Below are 21286 nucleotides of genomic sequence, written 5' to 3' on the forward strand. Positions count from 1 at the left end.
ACACCCAACAACCCCAGGAGAACGACATGAACTACACAGAGCGCGACAAATACGGCATGTACAAAGGCAGCGCCGGCCCCGGCCCGGCCCTGATGGGCGCCGACACCCTGATCGGCGACAACGTGGTCAATTCCCAGCAGGACGACCTGGGCGAAATCAAGGAAATCATGCTCGACATGCGCAGCGGGCAAGTCGCCTACGCGGTGCTGGCCTTCGGCGGCATGCTGGGACTGGGCGAAAAACTGTTCGCGGTGCCGTGGCAGGCACTGCACCTCGATACGGTCAACAAGCGTTTCGTACTCAATGTGGAAAAAGAGCGCCTGAAAAACGCCCCCGGCTTCGACCCGGACGCCTGGCCGGACATGAGCGACATCGGCTGGGCCAACCAGGTGCACGGGTTCTACGGCACCGACGCCAGCGGCGGCATGGGTGCGGGGGCGCAAGCGGGCATGGGCGGCAGCGGCGCAGCGACTGGCGGCATGGGCAGCAGCGGCATGAGTGGCGGCACTGCGCTGAGTTAAGCATCCGCCCAAAAACCACACTCCGTCATTCCCGCGCAGGCGCTACACAATGCCCACATATTTGAAACATTCAATAAAATCAAACACTTACAGCAGCTTTCAACAATGCAACTGCATACTAAGTGCTTGATTTAAAAGCGAATTTCAAAAATGTGGCCTAGGTTAGCGCGCAGGCGGGAATGACGGAGCTTAAGTTAGCGGCATCAGCGCTGCATCGACTCCCACACCTTCTGCAGGCGCTTGGCCGAGACCGGCATTGGCGTGCGCAATTCCTGGGCATACAGCGACACGCGCAGTTCTTCGAGCATCCAGCGGAATTCCACCATCTTCGGATCGGTGTTCTTCCCCGCCAAGCGGTCGCGTGCGGCGCGCATGAAGTGGCTGGCGGACTGGGTCCACTCGGCCATCAGCTTGGCGTCGCGCGCGGGATCGGCGCGCAGCTTCTCCAGCCGCACATTGATCGCCTTCAGGTAGCGCGGAAAATGCGCCAGCTGCGTGTAATCGTTGTCGATCAGGAAGCGCTTGTGCACCAGCCCCTGCAACTGCGACTGCATGTCGGCCGCGGCCTGCGCCTGCACGCCCTGCAGCTTCTTGGGCAAGCCATGGAACTCGGTCAGCACCTGCGACACCAGCCGTGCAATCTCGTTCACCAGCAAGGTCAGGCGCGATTTACCTTCATCCTTGCGCTTGTTGAACGAGGCCGCGTCGGTCGGCAGCGGATCTTGCAGGCAGGCGATATCGATCGCCTTCTGGATGATCTGGTCGCGCAACTCTTCCTGCGAACCCATGGCCATGAACTGCATGCCCATCTGCTGCAATCCGGGAATATTCTTCTCGATGAACTTGATCTGCTCCTTGAACTGCAGCGCAAACAGGCGACGCAGGCCCACGCGGTGGGTGGCCGTGGCCACGGTCGGGTCGTCGAACACTTCCAGGTCGCAGTGGGTCTGCTTGTCGACCAGGGCCGGAAAGCCGATCAGGGTCAGCTTGCCCTGCACGATTTCGAGCAGCTCCGGCAGTTCGCCGAAGGTCCACGAGGTCAGGCCGGTATGCTGGCTGACCTTGGGCGCGTTCGGCTGCGTGCCCGGGTCCGCGCTCTTCGATGACGCCGCCGATGATGCTGACGATGCCGAGCTCGTCGCCGTCGCCTGCACCTTGCCCGGCGCGGCCGGAATCGACACTTCCGCCAGCTTCTGGAAGCTCTGGCGCGCCTGCCCGCCGAATTCGGCCTGCAGGGTGGCCAGGTTGCGTCCCATGTCGAGCTGGCGTCCGTGCTCGTCGATCACCTTGAAGTTCATGAAGTGATGCGCCGGCAAGGTTTCGGGCTTGAAGTCGGTGCTCATCACCATCAGGCTCGTTTGCGAACGGATGTCCGCGATGATCGCGTCGATCAGGTCACCACGCCCGAACTTGCCCGCCTCGTGCACGCGCTCGCAAAAGCGCGCCGCGAAATCGGGCAGCGGTACGCAATGGCGGCGCAACTTCTGCGGCAGCGATTTGAGAAGCAGATGCACTTTTTCCTTCAGCATGCCCGGCACCAGCCAGTCGGCCCGCTCGCGCGGCAACTGGTTGAGCGCGAACAGCGGCACCGCCAGGGTAACCCCATCGCGCAGGCTGCCCGGCTCGAAGTGGTAGGTCAGTTGCATCTCGATGCCGGTCACCGACATCGCCTTCGGGAACAACTCAGTGGTCACGCCGGCCGCCTCGTGCCGCATCAACTCGTCGCGGTTCAGGAACAGCAGTTTCGGTTCCTTGAAGGTGGCGTCCTTGTGCCACTTTTCGAAACCGGCGCCGTTGACCACATCCGTCGGAATGAGCTTGTCGTAGAAGGCGGCGATCAGGTGATCGTCCACCAGCACGTCGAGACGGCGCGACTTGTGCTCGAGGTTTTCGATCTCTTTCACCAGCTTGTGGTTATGCGCGAAAAACGGCGCGCGTGTGTCGTAGTCGCCCGCCACCAGCGCATCGCGGATAAAAATCTCGCGCGCTTCGGCCGGGTTGAACTGGCCGTAGTTGATACGGCGCTGGCTGTAGATCACCAGCCCGTGCAAGGTCGCGCGTTCGGATGCGGTGACCTGCGCGGCGCGCTTTTCCCAGCGCGGCTCGCCCCAGGATTTTTTCAGCAGGTGGCTGCCCACCCGCTCGATCCACTCCGGCGCGATGTTGGCCACGCAGCGCGCGTACAGGCGCGTGGTCTCCACCAGTTCGGCCGCCATGATCCACTTGCCCGGTTTTTTGAGCAGCGAAGAACCCGGCCACACGTGATACTTGATGCCGCGCGCACCCAGGTAGCCGGCGCCCGGTTCGTCCTCGGACTTGAAGCCGATGTTCCCCAACAGGCCAGTGAGCAGCGCCGTATGCAGGTTTTCGTACGTGGCCGGCAGCTCGTTCATGCGCCAGCCCTGCTCCTTGACGATGGTGAGCAACTGCGAATGCACGTCGCGCCATTCGCGCAGGCGCACCTGCGACAGGAAATTGGTGCGGCAGGTTTCCATCAGCTGGCGGTTGGTTTTCTTGTGCTCGATGGCCGCCTCGAACCACGTCCAGATCTTGATATACGTGAGGAATTCGGACTTCTCGTCGGCGAACTTCTTGTGCGCCTCGTCGGCCGCCTGCTGGTGCTCCATCGGCCGGTCGCGCGGGTCCTGCACCGACAGCGCGGAAGCGATAATCAGCATCTCGGTCAGGCACGCGTTTTCCAGCGCGGCCAGGATCATGCGCCCGACCCTCGGATCGAGCGGCAGCTTGGCCAGCTTGTGGCCCAACGGGGTCAGGTCGTTCGACTCGTCGACCGCGCCAACTTCCTGCAGCAGCTGGTAACCGTCGGCGATGGCGCGGCCCTGCGGCGGCTCGATGAACGGGAACGTCTCCACATCGGTCAGGTGCAGGGACTTCATGCGCAGGATGACCGCCGCCAGCGACGAGCGCAGAATTTCCGGCTCGGTGAACTTGGGCCGCTGCAGGTAATCGTTTTCTTCGTACAGGCGAATGCAGACGCCGTCGGCCACGCGGCCGCAGCGGCCGGCGCGCTGGTTGGCGGCCGACTGCGCGATCGGCTCGACCTGCAACTGCTCGACCTTGTTGCGGAAGCTGTAGCGCTTCACGCGCGCCAGGCCCGCGTCGACCACGTAGCGGATGCCCGGCACCGTCAGCGACGTTTCGGCCACGTTGGTGGCCAACACGATGCGGCGCGCATTGGTGATCTTGAAGACCTTCTCCTGCTCTTCGACCGACAGGCGGGCGAACAGCGGCAGGATCTCGACGTGCGGCGGATGGTGCTTGCGCAGGGCCTCGGCGCAATCGCGGATTTCGCGCTCGCCCGGCAGGAACACCAGCACGTCGCCCGAACCGAGGCGGCACAATTCGTCGACGCCGTCGACCACCGCATCCATCAGGTCGCGCTTGTCGCGCGCGGCCTGCGCCTTGGGTATCGGCTTGCCCGCCGCGGGCGGCGTCGGCGTCGCCACCAGATCGCGGTCGACCGGGCGATAGCGCACCTCCACCTTGTACAGGCGGCCCGAGACCTCGATCACCGGCGCGAGCTTGTCGCCGTTGGCGAAGTGGCGCGCGAAGCGGTCGGCGTCGATGGTGGCCGACGTGATGATCACTTTCAGGTCCGGACGGCGCGGCAGCAACTGCTTCAGGTAACCGAGCAGGAAATCGATGTTCAGGCTGCGCTCGTGCGCTTCATCGATGATGATGGTGTCGTAGTTTTTGAGCAGCGGATCGGTCTGGGTTTCGGCCAGCAGGATCCCGTCCGTCATCAGCTTGACCGAGGCGCCCGGTTGCAGGGTGTCGGTAAAGCGCACCTTGAAGCCCACGTGCACGCCCAGCGGCGTGCCCAGTTCCTGCGCGATGCGCTTGGCGGTGGACGAGGCGGCGATCCGGCGCGGCTGGGTGTGGCCGATCAGGCCTTTCTGGCCGCGTCCCAGCTCCAGGCAAATCTTGGGCAGCTGGGTAGTCTTGCCGGAGCCGGTTTCGCCGGAAACGATGATGACCTGGTTTTCCAGCAGCGCCTTGGCGATATCCTGGCGGCGTCCGGAGACCGGCAAATCCTCGGGAAAGGTAATCGGCGGCAGCGGCGTGCGGAATACTTCGCGCGGCGCGCGTGCGGGACGTTCGCCCGGGGCACGAACGCCCGGGGCACGTTCGCCCGGGGCACGAACGCCCGGGGCACGTTCGCCGGCTGGCTCGCCTTCGCGCGGGGGACGGGGAGCGCGCGCCGGACGTTCGCCGGCTGGCTGCCCCTCACGCGGCGCACGTTCACCCGGGGCACGTTCGCCCGGGGCACGTTCGCCCGGGGCACGAACGCCGGCTGGCTGGCCTTCGCGCGGGGGACGGGGAGAGCGCGCCGGACGTTCGCCGGCTGGCTGCCCCTCACGCGGCGCACGTTCACCCGGGGCACGAACGCCGGCTGGCTGGCCGTCCCGTGGTGGACGCGGCGTACGCGCCGGGCGTTCAGCGGCTGGCTGACCTTCGCGCGGCGGACGTGGCGCGCGCGCCGGTCGTTCACCGGCCGGCTGCCCCTCGCGCGGGGCACGAACGCCGTCCGCCTGCCCTTCCCGTGGCGGGCGCGGCGTGCGCGGTTGGTCCGCACGCGCGGCGGATGGACCCGCCTCACTGGCATTGCGGGGCGTGGCGACGGATGGCGACGGCGGTGTGGAAGGCTTGTTACTCTGTTCTGACATTGTTTTTACATGAATTTAGCGCGCAAGTCGCGCAGCGAATTATAATGCGCCAAATGGAAACCCCTAACCAATTCGTCCAATGGCTGCGCTCAGTCGCGCCGTACATCCACGCGTTCCGTGGCAAGACCTTCGTGGTCGCCTTTCCAGGTGAACTCGTCACCGCTGGCGCGCTGCCGGTGCTGGCCCAGGACCTGTCGCTGCTGGTCGCCCTCGATATCCGGGTGGTGATCGTGCACGGCTCGCGTCCCCAGGTCGCCGAGCAGCTCGCGCTGAGGAACGTGGAAGGCCGTTTTCACAACGGCATCCGCATCACCGACACCGCCGCCCTCGAATGCGCCAAAGAAGCGGCCGGCGAACTGCGGCTCGATATCGAAGCCGCCTTCAGCCAGGGTTTGCCCAACACGCCGATGGCGCACGCCGCGATCCGCATCATCTCAGGTAACTTCGTCACGGCGCGCCCGCTTGGCGTGATCGACGGCGTCGACCTCGAACTGACCGGCATGCCGCGCAAGATCGCCGCCGAGACCATCCACGCGATCCTGGCCACCGACAGCCCGGTGCTGCTCTCGCCGCTGGGTTTTTCGCCGACCGGCGAAGCGTTCAACCTGACCATGGAAGACGTGGCCGTGTCGGCCGCGATCGCCCTGCACGCCGACAAACTGGTGTTCATCACCGAAACGCCGATGATGTTAGATGAAGGCGGCGCCGAAATCCGCGAACTGTCGTCGCACCAGGCCGAAGCCGTGCTGCAGGCGGGCTTTTTGCCGGCCGACGCCGCGTTCTACCTGCAGCACGCCATCAAGGCCTGCAACAGCGGCGTGCCGCGCGCCCACATCGTGCCGTTCGAGATGGACGGCTCGGCCCTGCTCGAACTGTTCACCCACGATGGCGTGGGCACCATGATCAGTCACGAGAACCTGGAAAGCCTGCGCCGCGCCACCATCGAAGACGTGGGCGGCATCATCAAGCTGATCGAGCCCCTGGAAGCGGACGGCACCCTGGTCAAGCGCGGGCGCGAACTGATCGAACGCGAAATCGACCAGTTCTCGGTCATCGAGCACGATGGCGTGATCTTCGGCTGCGCCGCCCTGTACCCGTTCCCGGAATCGAAAATGGGCGAGATGGCCTGCCTGACGGTCAACCCGGACGTGCAAACCCAGGGCGACGGCGAGCGCATTCTCAAGCACGTGGAAAACCGCGCCCGCGCGGCCGGCCTGAAACAACTGTTCGTGCTCACCACGCGCACCTCGCACTGGTTCCAGAAGCGCGGCTTCAAGCCGGCCACGGTTGATGCGCTGCCCAAGGACCGCCAGCATATGTATAACTGGCAGCGCAAATCCCAAGTGCTGATTAAGTCTCTATAATCACGCCTTTACACATATCCGCTTGAGGAGTACACATGGCCCGCACCGTCCATTGCGTCAAATTGAACAAGGAAGCCGAAGGACTCGACTTTCCACCTTACCCGGGTGAGCTGGGCAAGAAAATCTGGGAAACGGTCTCGAAAGAAGCCTGGGCCGCCTGGCTCAAGCACCAGACCATGCTGGTCAATGAAAACCGCCTGAACCTGGCCGACCAGCGCGCGCGCAAATACCTGGCCACGCAGATGGAAAAACACTTCTTCGGCGACGGCGCCGACGCAGCCCAAGGCTACGTGCCACCGGCTGACTGACACCCCAACCGGTGCCAGGTCTGACATTCGGACACGGGCTCATCCGCCTTGCGGATGAGCCCGTGTCCGAATGTCAGACCTGGCACCGGTGTTTACCCCCCGCGTTTAAATCGCTCTACACTGACGCAATTCGCACTTGGCCTGGTAAATCGTGCGGTTATCGCACACCATGCGGTACACCTCGACCGGACCCGGCGGCGTCATCAGGCCGGCACCGACGCCGCCCGTGCAACCTTGTTTCTTGGCCATATTTTCCACCGTAACCGATGAAATGCCCGGACGGAACGCGACATGCGCGATCGGCTGGCCCTTGGCGTCGAGCGCCGGCGCTTGCACGGCAACTACTTTTACCGGCGCTTGCCGCACCGCGACTTTTTTCTTCCCGGCCGACGAACAGCCACCCAGCACCACCGCCACACACGTCACCGCCAAAAGCAATCGCTTCATGTTATCCCCATCGTTGAACTTCTTTAAATGCATGTTTGATCGATGTCTTGTCGCATCGATGTCGTGTACCGATTAAAACGTCAGCGTCTTGACGCCTTCGCTTGTTCCCAGCAGGCACACATCGGCCCCGCGCTGGGCAAACAGGCCGACGGCGATCACGCCGACGATCTGGTTGATTTCTTGCTCCAGCGCCAGCGGAGCGGTGATCGACAGCCCCGCCACGTCGATAATCTCGCCGCCGTTATCGGTGATGAACGCTTGCTCGCTGCCCGCCTTGAGGCGCAGGCGCGGCTGGCCGCCCAGGGCCGCCAGGCGCCGCATCACGGCCGCGCGCGCCATCGGCAGCACTTCGACCGGCAGCGCAAAGGCGCCCATGGTCTGCACCAGCTTGGAGCCGTCGGCGATGCAGACGAACTGGCGCGAGACGGAGGCGACGATTTTCTCGCGCGTCAGGGCCGCCCCGCCGCCCTTGATCATGGCGCCGCTGGCGGTGATTTCGTCGGCGCCGTCGATGTAGACGGCAATCTCGGTCACGTCGTTCAGGTCGTACACGGCAATGCCGTGCCCGCGCAGGCGCGCCGCGGTCGCTTCGGACGAGGCCACGGTCCCCTTGATGCGGTCCTTGATGGTGGCCAGCTCATCGATGAAGAAATTGGCGGTGGAGCCCGTGCCGACGCCGATGATGGCGCCGTCAACCACGTAGGCAATCGCGGCGCGCGCCACGGCTTGTTTCAATTCGTCTTGAGTCATGTCAAAAATTAGGGGAGAAAATGGAAGAATGCCCTTATTTTAACGGATCACACCCCGCCAATACACCTTTCCTGCCCCTTTTTGTTGCCATGTCGCATGAACGTCACCCCGTCGGTGGCACGGCTGCCCCGTTTTACCTATACGGCGTGGGAAACTATGCGAAAATGCCTCGATGCATAGATTCTCTGGGAAAGTGACATGAACGAAACGAAAACGGTCCTCGTCATCGATGACAGTCGGGTATCGCGGCTGATGGCCCGCCAATTCATCCTCAGCAAGCAGCCCGGCTGGCAGGTGGAAGAGGCCGGCACCGGCGAAGAAGGCATCGAGAAGGTCAAGACGCTCGTGCCCGTGCTGATCCTGATCGACGTCAACATGCCCGGCATGGGCGGCCTGGCCGCCGCCGAGCACCTGCGCGCGGCCTGCCCGGACGCCCATATTTCCCTGTGTACCGCTAACGTCCAGAACGCCACCCGCAACCGCGCCAATGAACTGGGCATCGGTTTCCTGGAAAAGCCCATCACCGAAGCGCGCATCCATGCCCTGATCGGTGCCCTGGAGTGAACATGTTCAATCTCAGCGAGCTGCAGCACGATGCGCTGGTCGAAATCTTCAACATCGGCGTCGGCCACGCGGCCAAGTCGATGAGCGAGATCGTCAATGAAGAAGTGACGATGTCGGTGCCGTCGATCAGCTTCCTGAACCGTGCGGAAGCCGCTGAGATGCTTGGCAACAAGGAAAGCGCCCGTGTCTGCGGCGTGAGCCAGCATTACGAAGGCGCGTTCAAGACCGAAGCGATCCTCATGTTCCCCGAGGACAAGAGCCTCGACATCGTGCGCCTGATGGTGGGCGAGTCGGTGCCGCTGAAGGAATTGACGGAGATGGAGCAGGAAGCGCTGAGCGAAATCGGCAATATCATCCTCAATTCCTGCGTCGGTACCCTGGCCAATATTTTCGCGCAGGAACTGAGCGGCTCCCTGCCCGAGTACCACGTCGGCACCAGCGAAGAGATCCTGAGCGCCACCGGCGGCCAGGGCGACACCGTGGTGCTGATGCTGCATATCGACTTCATCCTCGAAAAACACCAGATCCACGGCTATGTGGCCTTCATCCTCGACCTGACCGCGCTGCAAGACCTGCAAGACCAGGTCGACCGCTACCTTGCCAAGATCATGGGTCCGGCCTGACATGGCCCACGCCGCGGCACCCGGCCAGGGCATGCTCAAAAGCGTGCTGGGCGCGATCAATCTCGGCACCATCGTGCTCGACCACGCGGGCCGGGTGGTGGTGTGGAACCGCTGGATGAGCCAGTATTCCGACTTGCCGGCCGACAGCGTGGTGGGGCAGGATTTTTTCCTGCTGTTCCCCGAGCTCAACGGCAAGCGCATCGACAGCGCGGTACGCCAGGCCTTGCGCGACAATTTTCCATCGGTGTTGTCGCAGACCTTGCACAAGGCGCCATTCGGCCTGTACCTCAATGCCGCCGCGCGCGCCACGGGCGAGCGCATGCAGCAAGCGGTGGCCGTCACGCCGCTCGACGTGCCGGGGCTGGCGCGCCATTGCCTGATCCAGATTACCGATGTGAGCGTGGCGGTTCACCGCGAACGCTTGCTGCGCGACCAGGCGCTCGAGTTGCGCTCGCAAACCTTTTCGGATGGCTTGACCGGGATTGCCAACCGCCGCCATTTCGATGTGGCAATGGAAAAGGAAATGCGCCGCGCCAAGCGTTCGGGCACGCCGCTGTCCTTGTTGATGATCGATATCGATTCGTTCAAGCCCTACAACGACCATTACGGCCACCAGCAGGGGGATGACACCTTGATCAAGGTGGCGCACGCGCTGGCGGCCATGCTGCAACGCCCGGCGGACCTGATCGCGCGGTATGGCGGGGAAGAGTTTGCTGTGATCTTGCCCGAGATGACGCCCGAACACAGCCAGGTGCTGGCCGAGAAGATGCGTGAGCGCATTGCCGACTTGGGGATTCCGCATATCAAGTCCGAGCCGACCGGGTATGTGACGGTCAGTATCGGCCTGGCGACGCACGCGCTGGCGCATCCGAGCGATATTGCCGTGTTGCTGGGCGAAGCCGACCGGGCGCTGTACATGGCCAAAGGCGCCGGACGGAATCGGGTGGTGAGGTTTAGTGCGGTGTAGGCATCAAGATCTCGTCGTTCCCGCCGCTGACTCCGTCGTTCCCGCCGCTGACTCCGTCGTTCCCGCCGCTGACTCCGTCGCTCCCGCCGCTGACTCCGTCGTTCCCGCGCAGGCGGGAACCCAAGTTTTTTGAGCTGCCAGTGGCTGCTGCACGAACTTGGGTTCCCGCCTGCGCGGGAACGACGAGCTCTACGGCTCCGGCGAATGACTGCGCTTTAACACCCGCAACACAAAGGTCGACCTGCTGTGCCGCAAGCCCGGCAGTTTGTACAACCTGCGCCGTAAAAACTCTTCATACCCCGCCGTCCCCGCCACCGCCACCTTGATCAGGTAATCGTACTCCCCGGTCAATAAATACGCCTCCAGCACCTCCGGCATGTCGGCCAGCGCCTGCCCGAAGCGTTCGAAGGTATCGTCGTCATGCCGGTCCAGGGTCACCTCGATCATCACCGTATCGGGCACCCCCAGCGCCTGCTGGTTCAGCAGCACCGTATAGCCCTCGATCACCCCGGCCTCCTCCATCTGGCGCACCCGGTTCCAGCACGGCGAGGCCGACAGCCCGATGCGCTCGGCCAACTGGGTATTCGAGATCCGCCCGTCGCGGCGCAGCTCGCGCAAGATTTTGCGGTCAATCTCGTCAAGTGCGGCAGCATTCATGGTTTTTCACCCCTTCAAGGAATAATTTCCACGATACCACATTTTTAGCAGAAGATTCTTCCGCCAACATCGAAACCAGCGCCCACTTCGAAAGCCTATTCCGCCACCCTCGGGATATCCTTTCAGGCATGAACGATAGCCACCTGCCCCTCCACTTTTCCGTCCCCAAGGCGGCCACCCTGGACACCCTCGAAGCGGTGCTGGCGATCGCCCGTCGGGGCGGCCTGCACCTGGCCGCGCTCGAACTCGACAGCAGCGCCGCCGACGACGTCATCTTCCTCCAGCTGCGCGCCATCGACCCCGACCTGCTCGACCTGTTCATGACGCGCCTGCGCAACGTGATCGAGATCATCGATATTTTCCCCGTCCACGAAAAAGTTGCACGTATGCATGTTGCTTAGTTAGCATAAATGGCGGACACTACAACGTCGCGCAGCCGCGCCAGCCTTGTCGAAGCCCATGTCCATATTCACCCGGAAACGCGTAGCCATCCTGATCGCCGTGATCGTCGCCGGCGTCGCCGGTGCCGCCTGGCTGCAATCGAACAAAACGCCCGTGATCCCGGAGTCGCGCTACCGCTCGGCGCTGGTCGACATCGGCACCATCACCCAGACCGTCACGGCCACCGGCACCATCAACCCGGTCGCGCTGATCAATGTCGGCTCGCAAGTGTCGGGCACCGTGGTCGAGCTCAAGGCCGACTTCAACGACCACGTGAAAAAGGGCCAGGTGCTGTTGAAACTCGACCCGACCATCTTCAACGCCCAGATCCGCCAGGTCGAAGCGGGCCTGGCCTCGGCCGAAGCGTCGATGCGCCTGGCGCAAGCGAACTTCGAGCGCAACGAACAGCTAGTGGCGCAAAATTACGTGTCCAGCCTGACCCTGGACCAGGCGCGCCGCGAGCTCGACGTGGCCAAGGCCAATATCAAGCTGTCGCAGGCGCAACTGGCGCGCGCCCAGGCCGACCTCGACAACAGCGTGATCCGCGCCCCCATCGACGGCGTGGTCATCAAGCGCACCATCGACCTGGGCCAGACCGTGGCGGCCTCCTTCACGACGCCGAATTTGTTCCAGATCGCCAAGGACCTGACCAAGATGCAGATCGACACCAGCGTCTCGGAAGCCGACGTGGGCGCGCTGAAAGATGGCCAGCCGGCCCACTTCGTCGTCGACGCCTACCCCGACCGCGAATTCGCGGCCAGCATGCGCCAGTTCCGGCTGGCGGCGAACGTGGTGCAGAACGTGGTTACCTACAACGTCGTGCTCGACGTCGAAAACAAGGAAGAATTACTCAAACCGGGCATGACGGCCCAGGTGCGCCTGGTGGTCGGCAACCGTCCCAACGTGCTGCGCATTCCCACCGCCGCCCTGCGCTTTCGCCTCAGCGACGAGGAAGTGGAAAAGGAACAGAAAAAACAAAAGGCCAGCGGCAAAACCCCGGTCGCGGTGCCGCCGCCCGCCGAGGAAGACGACATCGCCTTCCGCAGCAAGAGCGAAACGGCGCGCATCTTCAAGGTCTACAAGCTCGACGAGAAGAACGAAGCCAGGCCGGTCGACATCAAGATCGGCCTGTCCAACTTCCGCTACACCGAAGTGCTCTCGGGCGGCCTGACAAAGGGCGATAAGGTCATTACGCGCGCCAACGCCGCCGCCAAGAGCGACTTCTGATGCCGGCGCCAGGGACAGCGACGCCGCTGATCGATATCCGCCAGGTCACGAAAAGCTATTTTTCGGGCAGCATGGAAACCCAAGTGCTGTTCGGCATCGACCTGTTGGTGCCGCGCGGCGACTTCCTCGCCGTAATGGGGCAATCCGGCTCGGGCAAGTCGACCCTGATGAATATTTTCGGCTGCCTGGACCAGGCCACCGGCGGCACCTACCTGCTCAACGGCATCGACACGCTCACCCTGTCGCGCGCCGAACTGGCGACCGTGCGCAACCGGACCATCGGCTTCGTGTTCCAGAGCTTCAACCTGATCAAGCGCATGAGCGTGGCCGAAAACGTGGCCTTGCCGCTGATCTACGCCGGGGTGTCGCGCGCGAAAGCCCATGCCAAGGCCCTGGTCGAGCTGGAACGGGTGGGCCTGGCCGATTACGCCAGGCGCACGCCGAATCAATTGTCCGGCGGCCAGCAGCAACGGGTGGCGATCGCCCGCGCCCTGGTGGGCGACCCGCCGCTGATCCTGGCCGACGAGCCGACCGGCAACCTCGATACGCAGACCAGTGTCGAGATCATGCGTTCCTTCCAGCAACTCAACAGCGAACGCGGCATCACGATCCTGCTGGTCACGCACGAGAGCGACATCGCCGCCTACAGCAAGCGCCTGATGCGCCTGAAAGACGGGCGCGTGCTGTACGACGGCCCGGCCGCCGAAGGCTTGCGCGAACTGGCGCTAAGCCACGAGCAGCAGGCGCTGGCGCATGGAGACGGCGCATGAATTTCTTCCAGGTCGTGATCGAAGCGTTCCGTTCGATGAGCGCGAACCGCCTGCGCACCGCGCTGACCATGCTCGGCATCATCATCGGGATCACCTCGGTGGTGCTGCTGCTGGCCCTGGGCGACAGCATGCAGCGCTTCATCGGCAAGGAACTCGAAGCGCTGGGCACCAACATGCTGTTCATTTCGCCGGGCGGCAACCGCGCCGCGGCCCAGCGCATGCGCACCGGCGCCGCTCCCGCGTTGACCCTGGCCGATGCGGCCGCCCTGAATACCCTGCCGAGCCTGGCCGGCGCCGCACCGGCCTTGCAAGGCGGCTTCAAGCTTGCAGTCGGCAACGAAACCTCGTCCAGCAGCGTGAGCGGCGTGACACCCGCGATGTTCAAGATCCGCAACTGGAAGATGGAGCTCGGCAGCGTGTTCAGCGAAGCCGACGTGCGCGCCGCCTCGCGCAGCGTGATCATCGGACACAAGGTGGCCGACCAGTTCTTCTACAAAATGGACCCGCTGGGCAAATATATTCGCATCGAAAACGTCGCCTTCCAGGTCGTTGGCGTGCTGCACGGCGAAGGCAAGCAGATCGACGGGCCGGATTTGTCGGAACTGGTGCTGGTGCCGATCACCGCCGCGCGCGCCCACCTGATCCGCAACCCCTTCCCCGACAATGTGCATTACGTCGTGGCGCAGGGCAAGTCGGACGGCAACTTGCAGGATGCCATCGAAGACATCAATGAAACCTTGCGCGACCGCCATCACATCAAGTTCGAAGAGCCGGACGACTTCCGCATCGACAACCTGGCCTCGTTTGCCGAGACCGCCGGGAAGATCAGCGCCGGCATCGCCGCCCTGCTCGGCTTGATCGGCGCGATCTCGCTGGTGGTGGGCGGGATCGGCATCATGAACATCATGCTGGTGTCGGTGACCGAGCGCACGCGCGAGATCGGCATCCGCATGGCCATCGGCGCCAAGCCGCGCGATGTGCTGCTGCAATTTCTGACCGAAGCCGTGGTGATTTGCCTCGCCGGCGGCGTGCTCGGCATTGCCATTGCCATGGGCCTGGCGGCGGCGATCACGGCCACCGGCAAGTTCGATGTCGTCATCAGCCTGTCGGCGGTGATCGTGGCCTGCGGCTTTTCCAGCCTGGTGGGTGTGTTCTTCGGTTTCTACCCGGCGCGGCGCGCCTCGCGCCTGTTGCCGGTCGATTGCTTACGTTACGAATAGACTTTGATGACATTGCCATTACTGATTGCCATGCTGCTGGCGGCCGGCGCCGTTTCCGCCCAGGAAGCCGGGGCGGCCAAGGATGCCGACGCGGCGAGGGAGGTCGGGACGGTGCAGGTCAACGCCCTGCGCGACCCGGATTTCAAGACTTACCGGGCGTTCGTTGCCGGGCTCGACGCCTTCGATGCGAAGCACACGCTGGCGCCGGCAGCGGACCTGCGCTTCCTGCTGCGCCCGAGCACGCCGAACGCCAGCATCGAGGGCGTGACCATCCGCATCGCCGGCAACGAAACCAATATGGCGGTGCCGCTGGCGGCCGATGGCACGTTTGCCATGCCGCGCAAGCAGGCGGCGCTGGACGAGGAAGCCGAAGTCATCCTCAACCGCAAGAAAGGCAGCTTCCGCTGGCGCCCTTCCGTGCACACGCCCGAGGTGCCGGCCAACGCGCGCCGGCTGGGCGATCTGCGCCTCGAATGCGAGGTGCGCTGGGCGGTGGACCGCAAGGACATGGGATTCACCAAGCGCACCATCATCAGCGCGTTCGGCGGGCCGTGCCGGACGGCGCGCGTGCATGTCTTGCAACTGGCGCCGCGCGCGCTGGCCGGGTATCGGATGGTGGCGGGGGAACGCAGCGAAACCGCGCCGGCCGACGCGGTGAGGGAGGACCGGACGACGTATATGGTGCCGCTGCATGATGCGAGCTGGCCGGATGAGACGCTGGTGGAGTTTGAGTTCAGCGAGCAGAAGTGATTTCTGGCGCGGCGGGCCGGGCGCGGAGCGCTTGAACTGCCGGCCTCGCGCCCGCGCCATGCATAACCATCCCATCCATGCTGCGTTCATTCTTCGAAATCGACATACGCATGCCTGGCACCGTCAATAACGATCTCCTCATAAACTTCGCTAGGACGATGAAATCCGTTGGTTGAAGGACGCGCGCTCTAGGGCGCAAGCGAGATATACACACCGCCACGAGCTCCCAGTGGCATGGCTTATCAAATCACGTCTATTCTTCAAAATCTGCGTACATATACCTGACACCATCGATAACAACTTCATCAAGAATCTCACGCGCTGTGCCTGATATCGTCAAAGTGAACCCGCAGAATAGTTCGTCGAAGTCCGCGTCCAAGAGGCCTTCCCGGCTTTCATACCTGAGAGGCAGTTCGAAGAAAGGGACAGGCAACGAAATCGTTTCAGCAAGCACGGCCCGACACAAAGGAACAAGCGACGTCCATACACCATACTGGTCTTTATTCTGATCAATATTTGTTTGAATAAATTTCATTAATTCACGCGTTTCGCGCGTCAATCGAACTTTATCGACTTCGGCGTAGTCTCCTGTCTGCTCATCCACCCTAACAAGTATTCTTTTAGTGGACCTCATGGCAACTTTCCAATCACGGTAGGGTTTGTAAATGCACTGCGATTAGTGATGAGAGTTTGTATTCCCCCACCAGGCTGAATGTAGCCGTTTTGTGTTGTCGAGGCAATTTTAGACTCAAACACGGTAACGGCTTTAGTAGCTTTAACCTCGACTACATCAAATCGCAGAGTCTGCTGGCTTTCCAAAGGGATTCCGATACGATCCGAGATCTGGTCGTAACTCATCCCCTTCATTGTAGTTAGTTCGTCCTGTGTTGCAAAAAATGCTGAATAGGGACCGGGCATATTACCCTCAGGAACAATCTTGAATAGCGACTCTCCCGCTGCAAGATCGACTGCCTTAGGCAAGGTCGAGCCGCTAGCCATCAACTCCCTGGATATCTTCAGTGCCTTATCAGGTGCCACGCCTTGTGACCTGTAAGCAGCAACTAACTTGCGTCCTTCATCTGAATGAAGCGGGCTATCGCGGATCCCATGAGTCATGTACCCGTCCGGACCACTAAATCCATTCGCTGCGGGACGCGGTCGTTTTGGCGCAAGAGAAACATACACCCCACCACGCGCACCCGAAGTTACTACCGGTCTGCGGACCACGCTTCCTGTAACAACCGGTGCTGTCGCAACTGTAGCTGAGCTGGCTGTAGCGCTAGTCCCGACTGCACCCGCGACAGTGGCGCCGCCCGTCGGAATGGTGCCAGCGACAGCTCCTACGGCAGGCGTAGCTGTAGGGGCAATACTGGCGACTGGATAAACCGCAGCGGTTGTCGCAGTACCAGCTGTAGCGGCCGCCGCCGCACCCTTGGCGCCTGCCAAATCCAACAACTTTTTCGCCTTCGCAGCCCGTATAGCCTTCGATGCGCCACTCCAGAAAGTGAATAACTCAATCCCGCCGCGCGTGGTCGATTCAACGTACTGCCCCTTCATCCATGGATCGGTCACCGGCCGGGCCATTGCCGTGGCCAGACCGACTGCATCTCTCGCAATACTCGGAGCGTCGATATTTCCAAGGCTGATTTCTTCGGCAAGTATCTGCTCATCCAGACTGGCAAGCAGCCTGCCCTCTCGTGTCGTCCTGCGGGCCAACTTGGGCACGCCCTTGATCGCCTCATAGACAAGTTCGCCTGTGCCCATAGCGAATTCGCTGGCAAATCCGAGTCCTGCGCGGCCGCCCTGCGCCAGCCAGTCGCCGACCGTCCCGGGCGTGCCCTCAACATCGCCAATCCAGCCCTTCAACGTCGCATTCGCGCTATCGAAATTGAATATGTCATCAAGCGCATCCAGATTCAGGCGCCGTCCAATCAACCCATCCCGAAGCGCTTTCAATGCGAGCAGTTTCTTGCTGACACGCGCCACGGCGCCTGGCGCTGCGGCGACTGGTTTTGGCGCAGCCGGCGCGACGGTTTTGGTCATCGTCACGATCCGCCCTCGCGCACCGCCCATGCCGGTGCTGTCGCAATTGATACGGCAGGCGCTGTCATGCCGCGCTACAGGTATAGCGTTAATCTTGACGTTTGAATGGCCTTCGAGTATCTGGAGATAGCCGGTACTCAGCGATGTGCCGGAAACAATGTGCGCACCCGTATTCGCTTGCGTATTCTTGAAAAGATCGCCGACGCGATACACCGGCGTCCCCCGCGCCTTCACATCCGGCGATGCCGCATACTTGTGATCGAGCCGCGCGAAGCTGTTAAACGCGACTATGCACTTGCCCACCTTGCACAGGTCGGACTCCGTTGCGACAGCCAGCCAACCCTCAGCGTGCGCGATATGTCGGGTCTGCCCCATCATCCACCCCGCTAAATGGTTGCACTTCCGGCTGATCCGACGCACTCGCGCTTTCGGACGCAGCAACTGCAATTGCAATGTCCACCACCGGATCGTCGTCGTAGAAATGCGTGCGCCAGACCATTGACACCTGGCGCCGGTCCAGATCGAAACGCAGGGTGTCGAGCAGCGGGATGCTGATCACATTGCCTCCGCTGGCAAGCCGGACAACAACAATGAGCATCCATCCGGGCAAAACCATGTCCGTTTTATCAGGAAGCAGGCCTGTCATCGTCACGGTTTCGTCACCGCGCAAATGCGGGGTAATGACCATGTCGGCGGGAGCATTTTGGAAATAGCGCGAATCGAAATTTTCTGGCAGCAGGGGATACCGCTTGGTGCGCCAGAGCGCGTCAAAGTCGCCCTGGTAATCCACGCGCGGCGTACACCAGCGTGCGATCGAGCTCAATCCCTGCGGCGGCAAGCGCGAGAAAGGATGGGTGACGGGATCGAGCGGCGCCTCAATCTGGGGAGCGGCGAGCACCTTTTGTTCAGCCACCCAGCGCGCGACGAATGTGCGCCCAGCCCGGCCCAGATGCTTGTAATCGCCCGGCGCAGGTAACCAGCCAATGCCCGCCGGATTGCCGCTGTGCCTGATCGTGTCCGCCTCGCCATCGCGGGTGAATGCAGCCGCAACGTCAACGCAGCCACCGTACGCCAACCGGTAGTCCAGGCATACGGATTCGACAGGTGAAGCCGTCCCCAGGCGCCAGCCAAACGCCTGCTTGCGGAACTGGCGTGGACCGTGCAGGCGCACCAGCTTCTTGAGCGTGCCAACGCGTATCCCGGCGACCCACTGGGCGCATGCCAGTCCACCCGGGGCCAGCGCGTGGCCGCCGACAAGAATGTCGGTGCCGGGTTTATACGGCACCAGATCGCCATCTTCCTGTATCACGGAGCGCAGCGGATCGCTCGATGCCGGCCCGGCATATGTATCGCCAGCAACGACAGGATGTTGTTCTTGCGAGAGCGTAATGGTCTCGCCATGCGCCGCAAAATCGAACGTGGCGCGTACCACAAGCACATCGAGGCGCTCACCTTCCGGGCCTGTCTGTTGAAACCAGAAATGCGGTACACCGGTGTGGTTGACAATGGTGGCGTCGCTCGCGGCGCGCCCGTGGTCCCCAGGAACCGGGGCCGTCATTTGGCCTTCTCCCCATCGCTTCCCGGAGCACTTTCCGCACTTCCGGAATTGAGAAGCACATCGGCCGGCCCGTCGACATGGACCTTGCCGCTCGCCTTGATATGGATGTCTTTGCTTTCCAGGTAAATCGCGTCCGGCGTCATCACGAACTTCGATCCGCCGCACACCAGTTCGATCGTCTCGCCGGCCGATACCGACACGACCTTGCCGACCTTGGTCGTCTGGCTGCGTCCCACCACCGTCGCCATGATCATGCCCACGTTCAGGTTGTAGGCCATGCCCACGGTGTCGATCCGGCCCATGCCGACGTTCTGCATGGATGCCATGCCGATCGTCTCGGTCTTCATGCGGGCGACATTGATCGACCAGTTTTTACCGATCTTGTCTTTCTCGTTTTTAGCAACCGTTTTACTGCGGTTCACGCCAACGCTGATCGTTTCGTTCTTGCCCACGGTCTCGGTGCGGTTGCCGCCGATGGAAATCGTTTCATTGACGCCCACATCTTCGCTGCGGTTGTCGCCGATACTGATACGTTCATCATGGTCGACCCGTTCGGTACGATCGTGATGCACCGTGATCGTTTCATCCCGGTCCACCGTTTCGGTCCGGTCGCGCTTGATATGGCTGGTTTCGTCACGGTCCACCGACTTGCGCCGGTCGTTGCCGACCCATTTGTCTTCGTCGTGCTCGACTTCGGTCAACTGATCCTTCTCTGCATGCAGCCACAACTGTTCCTGTCCCTTCTTGTCTTCGAAGCGCAGTGCGTTCGCGTTGTCGTACTGACCGCCGGGCGTCGAACGCGACAGGATCCCGCTCTGGGTTTTGTTGGCCGGAAGCGCCCACGGCGGCAGGGTATTTGCATTGGGCACCATGCCGGTGATGATCGGCCGGTCCGGATTGCCATCCATGAACTGCACCAGCACCTCCGTCCCGATGCGCGGAATTGATACCATGCCGAAATTTTCACCCGCCCACGGCGTTGCCACCCGGATCCATGCCGAACTCTTTTCGTCGTTGGCCCCAGCGCGGTCCCAATGAAACTGCACGCGTACACGGCCATACATGTCCGTATGAATTTCTTCACCGGCGGGACCGACGACAGTGGCTGTCTGGATGCCGTGGATCTTTGTCTCGCTGCTGTGATGACTGCGCGGTGCACGCCACGCCACAATTTTTCGCACGCAGACCAGCGTATTGCTGTAGTGGGAGGGCGCCGTCGAACTCACATGGTAGTTATTGCTCGCACTGTGAATCACCTCGACGATGAGGAACTCCCTGGCCTGCTCGTCGTGCTCCGTCGCCCCTCGGTCGAAGTGACCGGTAAGCCGGAACCAGCGCCCCGGCATGACATAGCGATTGTTACCCGCGCCTTTGAAGTGCTTGCCGCTCGCTTCCAGCCCCTCCATGCGGGTCTGGGCCAGCGAACGCGCATCGCCGCCATCCTTGAACCCGAAAGCGCCCGTGTATTCATAGGACTCCACATGCAATACCTGGCCTTGCTGATGAACAGTCGGCAGGGAGGTGAGAGCCGGCTGTGGCGCCTTGAAGTCGTAGGAAACCAGAGCAATGCTGCCTTCCGTGATCTGGCGTCCCGGCGACCATTCGGCAATGCCATCTTCCTCGACTGCGCCGCCATGGCGCTGGAACGGTATCTCCGGATCGCCTCCGTCGATTGCAGGGGCGGCGCTCGAATCGTCCGACAACACCAGTTTGTGACCAGTAGCGCTGTGTTCGAACCAATAGAAAATGCCGGCGGCAGCCCAGCGCCGTTCCAGAAAATTGCTGTCAGTCTCGTCGAACTGGCAGCAATCGGTCATTACGCCGCTTGCCCCTTGTACCCGCCAATCCCAATCGGCCAGATTGGCGTAGTCCCCGAAGATGCTCCTGGCCTGCTCGTACAGGGAGGTGTAGTGAAACAGGTAGTTGTCCTTGCGCAGGCTCAAATATTTGAACCAGGGCGCCAGCCGGGCTTCGTAGAACGACAAGCCACCATCGACGCGTTTCAAAGAAAAACTAAATACGTGGCCGGAAAAATGACGCAGGCTGCCATCCTTGCGCACCAGCTCGATGCACATGAGCTTTCCCTGAACTTCTTTCAGTGGAATGCCTGGATCGCCCGACAACAGTTCGAGCACGAATTCGAACGGCTTCGATAATTCTTCCGAGGCGTGCAACTGGTTGACGAGCAACTGAGCAAAGGGGCCGTCATCGTGCGGAAATGACAAGCGCAAGAGGCGATCATGCTGGCGCTCGCCGATCAGGTCCTGCAAACATTCAGAAGAGGAAATAGTCGCCATGTCCAGCCCACTTTTGTCGGTTTAAGGTGTTTCCGATTGGAATCTTTAACTGACAGTAGAGGAACGAAAGCGATGCCGGGTTGCGCGAACG

19 protein-coding genes are annotated in these 21286 nt (G+C 62.2%); 11 read left to right on the forward strand and 8 right to left on the reverse strand.

The annotated features are described in order from the left end of the window. Positions 1-26 precede the first annotated feature (26 nt). The gene (locus F2P46_RS24465) at positions 27-521 is read left to right on the forward strand and encodes a PRC-barrel domain-containing protein (protein WP_166895110.1); all 495 of its coding nucleotides are present in this window, start codon (positions 27-29) and stop codon (positions 519-521) included. A 203-nt stretch (positions 522-724) separates the two neighbouring features. Here F2P46_RS24465 and hrpA read toward each other — a convergent pair whose 3' ends face one another. Further along, positions 725-5209: an ATP-dependent RNA helicase HrpA gene (gene hrpA, locus F2P46_RS24470; protein WP_208296757.1), complete on the reverse strand. Its 4485-nt coding sequence runs from the start codon at positions 5207-5209 to the stop codon at positions 725-727. Between the two features lie 53 nt (positions 5210-5262). Here hrpA and argA point away from each other — a divergent pair, with 53 nt between their 5' ends. After that, entirely contained in the window at positions 5263-6573 is a 1311-nt protein-coding gene (argA, locus tag F2P46_RS24475) for an amino-acid N-acetyltransferase (RefSeq protein ID WP_166895112.1), read from the forward strand. 35 nt (positions 6574-6608) lie between these two features. Continuing rightward, complete coding sequence (locus tag F2P46_RS24480) at positions 6609-6881, forward strand: oxidative damage protection protein (RefSeq protein WP_126074017.1); 273 nt, start codon at positions 6609-6611, stop codon at positions 6879-6881. 105 nt (positions 6882-6986) lie between these two features. Here F2P46_RS24480 and F2P46_RS24485 read toward each other — a convergent pair whose 3' ends face one another. Together F2P46_RS24485 and rpiA are read right to left on the reverse strand one after the other, a co-directional pair. Beyond that, positions 6987-7361 carry a hypothetical protein gene (locus tag F2P46_RS24485; RefSeq protein WP_229509444.1) on the reverse strand — a complete coding sequence of 125 codons (375 nt, stop codon included), beginning with the start codon at positions 7359-7361 and terminating at the stop codon, positions 6987-6989. Positions 7362-7400: 39 nt separating this feature from the next. Next, a complete protein-coding gene (gene rpiA, locus F2P46_RS24490) occupies positions 7401-8078 on the reverse strand; it encodes a ribose-5-phosphate isomerase RpiA (protein WP_166895114.1) in 678 nt (225 codons plus the stop codon). 198 nt (positions 8079-8276) lie between these two features. Between rpiA and F2P46_RS24495 the strand changes: the two genes are divergently transcribed. The 3 genes from F2P46_RS24495 to F2P46_RS24505 are packed head-to-tail and all read left to right on the forward strand — an operon-like array spanning position 8277 to position 10232. Beyond that, entirely contained in the window at positions 8277-8642 is a 366-nt protein-coding gene (locus F2P46_RS24495; RefSeq protein WP_166895116.1) for a response regulator, read from the forward strand. Between the two features lie 2 nt (positions 8643-8644). Continuing rightward, positions 8645-9265 (forward strand): chemotaxis protein CheC, encoded by a 621-nt coding sequence (locus tag F2P46_RS24500; RefSeq protein WP_166882251.1) that lies wholly within the window; start codon positions 8645-8647, stop codon positions 9263-9265. A gap of 1 nt (position 9266) precedes the next feature. Next, positions 9267-10232 (forward strand): sensor domain-containing diguanylate cyclase, encoded by a 966-nt coding sequence (locus F2P46_RS24505; protein WP_229509445.1) that lies wholly within the window; start codon positions 9267-9269, stop codon positions 10230-10232. A gap of 189 nt (positions 10233-10421) precedes the next feature. On the opposite strand, the gene F2P46_RS24510 is transcribed toward F2P46_RS24505, so the two are convergent. Beyond that, positions 10422-10889: an Lrp/AsnC family transcriptional regulator gene (locus tag F2P46_RS24510; RefSeq protein ID WP_166895118.1), complete on the reverse strand. Its 468-nt coding sequence runs from the start codon at positions 10887-10889 to the stop codon at positions 10422-10424. Positions 10890-11017: 128 nt separating this feature from the next. Between F2P46_RS24510 and F2P46_RS24515 the strand changes: the two genes are divergently transcribed. From F2P46_RS24515 to F2P46_RS24535, 5 genes are read left to right on the forward strand one after another with little or no spacing between them, the layout of a single operon-like run. Next, complete coding sequence (locus tag F2P46_RS24515) at positions 11018-11290, forward strand: hypothetical protein (RefSeq protein WP_166895120.1); 273 nt, start codon at positions 11018-11020, stop codon at positions 11288-11290. A gap of 58 nt (positions 11291-11348) precedes the next feature. Further along, positions 11349-12557, forward strand: a complete 1209-nt coding sequence (locus tag F2P46_RS24520; protein WP_166895122.1) for an efflux RND transporter periplasmic adaptor subunit — start codon at positions 11349-11351, stop codon at positions 12555-12557. Next, entirely contained in the window at positions 12557-13327 is a 771-nt protein-coding gene (locus tag F2P46_RS24525; RefSeq protein ID WP_229509446.1) for an ABC transporter ATP-binding protein, read from the forward strand. The genes F2P46_RS24520 and F2P46_RS24525 overlap by 1 nt, the downstream gene beginning before the upstream one ends. Further along, on the forward strand, positions 13324-14547 hold the full coding sequence (locus F2P46_RS24530; RefSeq protein WP_229477124.1) for an ABC transporter permease: 1224 nt from the start codon (positions 13324-13326) through the stop codon (positions 14545-14547). The genes F2P46_RS24525 and F2P46_RS24530 overlap by 4 nt, the downstream gene beginning before the upstream one ends. A 6-nt stretch (positions 14548-14553) precedes the next feature. Then, positions 14554-15297, forward strand: a complete 744-nt coding sequence (locus F2P46_RS24535; protein WP_166895123.1) for a hypothetical protein — start codon at positions 14554-14556, stop codon at positions 15295-15297. Between the two features lie 253 nt (positions 15298-15550). Here the strand turns inward: F2P46_RS24535 and F2P46_RS24540 are convergent, their stop codons facing one another. From F2P46_RS24540 to F2P46_RS24555, 4 genes are read right to left on the reverse strand one after another with little or no spacing between them, the layout of a single operon-like run. Beyond that, entirely contained in the window at positions 15551-15931 is a 381-nt protein-coding gene (locus tag F2P46_RS24540) for a hypothetical protein (RefSeq protein ID WP_166895125.1), read from the reverse strand. Continuing rightward, positions 15928-17718 carry a hypothetical protein gene (locus F2P46_RS24545; RefSeq protein ID WP_166895127.1) on the reverse strand — a complete coding sequence of 597 codons (1791 nt, stop codon included), beginning with the start codon at positions 17716-17718 and terminating at the stop codon, positions 15928-15930. Before F2P46_RS24545 ends, F2P46_RS24540 begins: the two co-directional genes overlap by 4 nt. Continuing rightward, a complete protein-coding gene (locus tag F2P46_RS24550; RefSeq protein WP_166895129.1) occupies positions 17684-18898 on the reverse strand; it encodes a DUF2169 domain-containing protein in 1215 nt (404 codons plus the stop codon). The genes F2P46_RS24545 and F2P46_RS24550 overlap by 35 nt, the downstream gene beginning before the upstream one ends. Further along, positions 18895-21195 (reverse strand): type VI secretion system tip protein TssI/VgrG, encoded by a 2301-nt coding sequence (locus F2P46_RS24555; RefSeq protein ID WP_166895131.1) that lies wholly within the window; start codon positions 21193-21195, stop codon positions 18895-18897. Before F2P46_RS24555 ends, F2P46_RS24550 begins: the two co-directional genes overlap by 4 nt. Positions 21196-21286 lie beyond the last annotated feature (91 nt).

It is taken from the genome of Massilia sp. CCM 8734, assembly GCF_011682155.1.
Lineage (GTDB): Bacteria > Pseudomonadota > Gammaproteobacteria > Burkholderiales > Burkholderiaceae_D > Telluria_A > Telluria_A rubra.

Excerpts from the sequence above, each read along its gene's own strand:
- F2P46_RS24545 (WP_166895127.1), bottom strand. The coding sequence starts at position 17,718 with ATGATGGGGCAGACCCGACATATCGCGCACGCTGAGGGTTGGCTGGCT.
- F2P46_RS24535 (WP_166895123.1), top strand. The coding sequence starts at position 14,554 with ATGACATTGCCATTACTGATTGCCATGCTGCTGGCGGCCGGCGCCGTT.
- F2P46_RS24555 (WP_166895131.1), bottom strand. The coding sequence starts at position 21,195 with ATGGCGACTATTTCCTCTTCTGAATGTTTGCAGGACCTGATCGGCGAG.
- F2P46_RS24510 (WP_166895118.1), bottom strand. The coding sequence starts at position 10,889 with ATGAATGCTGCCGCACTTGACGAGATTGACCGCAAAATCTTGCGCGAG.
- rpiA (WP_166895114.1), bottom strand. The coding sequence starts at position 8,078 with ATGACTCAAGACGAATTGAAACAAGCCGTGGCGCGCGCCGCGATTGCC.
- F2P46_RS24525 (WP_229509446.1), top strand. The coding sequence starts at position 12,557 with ATGCCGGCGCCAGGGACAGCGACGCCGCTGATCGATATCCGCCAGGTC.
- F2P46_RS24465 (WP_166895110.1), top strand. The coding sequence starts at position 27 with ATGAACTACACAGAGCGCGACAAATACGGCATGTACAAAGGCAGCGCC.
- F2P46_RS24495 (WP_166895116.1), top strand. The coding sequence starts at position 8,277 with ATGAACGAAACGAAAACGGTCCTCGTCATCGATGACAGTCGGGTATCG.
- F2P46_RS24500 (WP_166882251.1), top strand. The coding sequence starts at position 8,645 with ATGTTCAATCTCAGCGAGCTGCAGCACGATGCGCTGGTCGAAATCTTC.
- F2P46_RS24550 (WP_166895129.1), bottom strand. The coding sequence starts at position 18,898 with ATGACGGCCCCGGTTCCTGGGGACCACGGGCGCGCCGCGAGCGACGCC.
- F2P46_RS24485 (WP_229509444.1), bottom strand. The coding sequence starts at position 7,361 with ATGCATTTAAAGAAGTTCAACGATGGGGATAACATGAAGCGATTGCTT.
- F2P46_RS24530 (WP_229477124.1), top strand. The coding sequence starts at position 13,324 with ATGAATTTCTTCCAGGTCGTGATCGAAGCGTTCCGTTCGATGAGCGCG.
- F2P46_RS24505 (WP_229509445.1), top strand. The coding sequence starts at position 9,267 with ATGGCCCACGCCGCGGCACCCGGCCAGGGCATGCTCAAAAGCGTGCTG.
- F2P46_RS24520 (WP_166895122.1), top strand. The coding sequence starts at position 11,349 with ATGTCCATATTCACCCGGAAACGCGTAGCCATCCTGATCGCCGTGATC.
- F2P46_RS24480 (WP_126074017.1), top strand. The coding sequence starts at position 6,609 with ATGGCCCGCACCGTCCATTGCGTCAAATTGAACAAGGAAGCCGAAGGA.
- F2P46_RS24515 (WP_166895120.1), top strand. The coding sequence starts at position 11,018 with ATGAACGATAGCCACCTGCCCCTCCACTTTTCCGTCCCCAAGGCGGCC.
- argA (WP_166895112.1), top strand. The coding sequence starts at position 5,263 with ATGGAAACCCCTAACCAATTCGTCCAATGGCTGCGCTCAGTCGCGCCG.
- F2P46_RS24540 (WP_166895125.1), bottom strand. The coding sequence starts at position 15,931 with ATGAGGTCCACTAAAAGAATACTTGTTAGGGTGGATGAGCAGACAGGA.
- hrpA (WP_208296757.1), bottom strand. The coding sequence starts at position 5,209 with ATGTCAGAACAGAGTAACAAGCCTTCCACACCGCCGTCGCCATCCGTC.